Genomic DNA, 3,202 nt, shown 5'->3' on the forward strand with positions numbered 1-3,202 from the left:
GTGGGTGGGGCACCTGTCCGGGCGGTGGTGGTGGCGTGGGCGGGTGCCTGTCCGTGGCCGACGCCCGGTCACGCCGGCGGCCGCTTCCGGGCGCCCCGCACTGGCGGGGCGTGAGCGGGGCGCCAGTACGAGCGGCCGCGTGAGCGCTTTCCGGCTGCCCGGAGGTGGTGGCACCGGCTCGGGCGGCCCCGGCGTGCGTGCGCTCTGGTGGTCGTTTCGGTTGCGGTGCCTGTGGGTCCGTACCCCTGTTCGCCCCACTGACGTCTCGAATCAGGGCAAAGCTACCTAGCCTGGGGTGATGGGAGAGGACAGGCGGCTGAGGGCCGTGGTCGCGTTGGCGCGGGGGATGGCGGGGGCGCGCACGTCGCGGGAGACGTGGTGGGCGGCCGCGGACGGATCGTGCCGGGCGCTGTCGGGGAGCTTCGCCGCGCTGTCCGTGTGGGAGCGGGAGCGTGGGCTGCTGCGGGTGCTGGTGAACGTGGGGAACCGGGCGGCCGACGAGGAGGAGTTCCCGGAGGACGAGACGTATCCGGTGCACCAGTTCCCGGAGATCGCGGAGTTCCTGCACGAGCGGTGGCTGGAGGGCGGTGAGCCCAATGCCTGGGTGGAGACGGCCGCCGGGCCGGTCGGCGGGCGGCGGCCGGGCGGCTACTGCCATCAGCGGGTCGCCGCGTTGCGCCGGCGTGGACGGGGCTGCTGTGTGGTGGCGCCCGTCGTGCTGAACGGCCGGGCGTGGGGCGAACTGTATGTGGCCCGGCCCGCGGGGGAGCCCGTTTTCCACGGCGACGACGCCGCGTTCGCCACCGTGCTCGCCTCGGTCGTGGCGGCCGGGCTCGCGCAGTCCGAGCGGCTGGAGGAGGCCCGGCGGCTCGCCTTCACCGACCCCCTGACCGGGCTGGGCAACCGGCGCGCGGTCGACCTCAGGCTCGACGAGGCGATGGAGGCGCACCGGCGCGACGGCACGGTGATCAGCCTCGTCGTCTGCGACCTCAACGGGCTGAAGAAGGTCAACGACTCCTACGGGCACGCGATGGGGGACCAGTTGCTGGAGAGGTTCGGTTCCGTGCTCTCGCGCTGCGCGGCCGAGCTGCGGGGCGTGCTGGTGGCGCGGCTCGGCGGGGACGAGTTCTGTCTGCTCACGGTAGGGCCGTCGGCGGACGACGTCGTGCGGGTCGCCGGAGAGCTGTGTGTGCGGGCGCGGGAGCTGGAGCCGGGGGACGGGGTCGCCTGCGGGGTCGCGTCGACCGGGGACGCGATCGGGCCTCTGCGCTCGGCCCGGCGGCTCTTCCGGCTGGCCGACGCGGCGCAGTACCGGGCCAAGGCCGCGGGTTCCGTCGAACCGGTCGTCGCCGGCCGGGAGGGGGAGGGGGCCGAGGATCCGGTGGTGAGCCTCGCCGACCGGCCGCCCGCGCCGGTCGATCCCGCGCACCCGGGGGACCGGCGCCGCATTCGAGGGCGCCGGTCCTAGGGCGGGCCGCGCGACGGGTCGAGTCGGCGCGCGGTCCTGGGCTGCCCACGGCCAAGGGGGGAGTGGGCCGTGGGCCGGTCCGAGATCTCGACCCTACTCGCCTGTTGCGACCCCTACGGCTCTGACCTGGGGGTTCTGATCAATCTCTGAGCAAGCTCCGATCGTTCTCCGAGGGGATTCCGATCTACGCGGATTGCGGATCGCGGCGGGTAAGGAGCCCCTCCGTCGTTCGGTCGTGACATTCGGCGATTCAGTCCCTACGATCCTGAATATGGATATGCACTCTGTGGACACGGTGGTCCTCGGGACCTCCGGGGTCACCGCGGCCGACGTCCTCGCCGTGGCGCGCGCCGGCGCCCGGGTCGAGCTCTCCGACGAGGCGGTGGCCGCCCTCGCCGCGGCCCGCGAGATCGTGGACGCGCTGGCGGCCAAGCCGGAGCCCGTCTACGGCGTCTCCACCGGCTTCGGCGCCCTCGCGACCCGGCACATCAGCCCGGAGCTGCGCGCCCGGCTCCAGCGCAACATCGTCCGCTCCCACGCGGCCGGCATGGGGCCGCGCGTGGAGCGCGAGGTCGTGCGGGCGCTGATGTTCCTGCGGCTGAAGACCGTCTGCTCCGGCCGGACCGGCGTACGGCCCGAGGTCGCGCAGACCATGGCCGAGGTCCTGAACGCCGGGATCACGCCCGTGGTGCACGAGTACGGCTCGCTCGGCTGCTCCGGCGATCTGGCGCCGCTGTCGCACTGTGCGCTCACCCTGATGGGCGAGGGTGACGCGGAGGGCCCGGACGGGGTCGTACGACCGGCCGGTGAGCTGCTCGCCGCGCACGGCATCGCGCCCGTCGAACTGCGCGAGAAGGAGGGGCTGGCCCTCCTCAACGGCACCGACGGCATGCTCGGCATGCTGGTCATGGCGCTCGCCGACCTGGAGCTGCTGTACACGTCCGCCGACATCACCGCCGCGATCTCGCTGGAGGCGCTGCTCGGCACGGACCGGGTCCTCGCGCCCGAGCTGCACGCCATCCGTCCCCACCCGGGGCAGGCCGCCTCCGCGGCCAACATGCTCGCCGTGCTGAAGGGGTCGGGGCTCACGGGCCATCATCAGGACGACGCGCCCCGCGTGCAGGACGCGTACTCGGTGCGGTGTGCTCCGCAGGTGGCCGGGGCCGGGCGGGACACGCTCGCGCACGCGCGGCTCGTCGCGGAGCGGGAGTTGGCGGCGGCGGTCGACAATCCCGTGGTCCTCCCGGACGGGAGGGTGGAGTCCAACGGGAACTTCCATGGCGCGCCGGTCGCGTACGTCCTCGACTTCCTCGCCATCGCGGTGGCGGATCTCGCGTCGATCGCGGAGCGGCGGACGGACCGGCTGCTCGACAAGAACCGGTCGCACGGGCTGCCGCCGTTCCTCGCGGACGACGCGGGGGTGGACTCCGGGCTGATGATCGCGCAGTACACGCAGGCGGCGCTGGTGAGCGAGCTGAAGCGGCTCGCCGTGCCGGCCTCGGCCGACTCGATCCCGTCCTCCGCGATGCAGGAGGACCATGTGTCGATGGGGTGGGCGGCGGCGCGGAAGCTGCGGACCGCTGTGGACGGGCTGGCCCGGGTGCTGGCGGTGGAGTTGTACGCGGGGACGCGGGGGGTGGAGCTGCGGGAGGGGCTGGTGGCTGCGCCGGCCACGCGGGCCGTGGTGGAGGCTGTGCGGGGGGTCGGGGTCGAGGGGCCTGGGCCGGATCGGTT

General features: G+C 74.1%; 2 protein-coding genes. Both read left to right on the top strand.

Features of this window, described 5'->3' with window-relative positions:
* Positions 1-298: 298 nt before the first annotated feature.
* The gene (locus tag P1P70_RS42555; RefSeq protein ID WP_239756910.1) at positions 299-1,468 is read left to right on the top strand and encodes a sensor domain-containing diguanylate cyclase; all 1,170 of its coding nucleotides are present in this window, start codon (positions 299-301) and stop codon (positions 1,466-1,468) included.
* 286 nt (positions 1,469-1,754) lie between these two features.
* On the top strand, positions 1,755-3,202 hold a 1,448-nt coding region (gene hutH, locus P1P70_RS42560; RefSeq protein WP_319247570.1), incomplete at its 3' end, for a histidine ammonia-lyase.

Source organism: Streptomyces sp. MB09-02B, assembly GCF_033794485.1.
GTDB lineage: Bacteria > Actinomycetota > Actinomycetes > Streptomycetales > Streptomycetaceae > Streptomyces.